This window comes from Treponema sp. R6D11 (genome assembly GCF_054786075.1).
This window is the reverse complement of record NZ_BDHD01000993.1, coordinates 1-419: the sequence shown is the minus strand read 5'-3', so window position 1 is coordinate 419 and position 419 is coordinate 1. Positions and strand designations below refer to the sequence as shown.

Sequence of the window (419 nt, the reverse complement as noted above, 5' to 3'; positions counted from 1 at the left end):
GACGCGCCGAACAAAACTACTTCCGCCAAACCATCGGATTCGCCCAAGCTGAACCGTGAAAACGCCGCTCCCGCTCCCGCGCAACCGTTCGTCCCCGTAATTGAAAACGGCGTGCAGATTGTCAAATCGACGTTGAGGGCAAACCGCTACCCCGCGATAACCGTGCAACAGGGCATTCCCGTACGCTGGACAATCGACGCTCCTCCCGGAAGCATCACGGGCTGTAATTATGCCGCTATTTTTCCAGAATACGGCATTGAATACGTCTTTCAGCCCGGAGAAAACATAATTGAATTTACCCCGGAAAAAGAAGGCAAGTTCCGCTATTCCTGCTGGATGGGCATGATCAGAAGCATGATTACCGTAATCGCCGACCACGGAAAAGAAGGCTGACAATGGTAACGGAAACTCTAAGCGTA

Annotated in this window: 1 pseudogene; it reads left to right on the top strand. The window is 52.3% G+C overall.

Going from position 1 to position 419, the window contains the following annotated elements:
* Window positions 1-393 (top strand): annotated as a pseudogene (locus ACYVTD_RS17160) (sulfite exporter TauE/SafE family protein); the annotation flags it as partial.
* Between the last annotated feature and the right edge of the window lie 26 nt (window positions 394-419).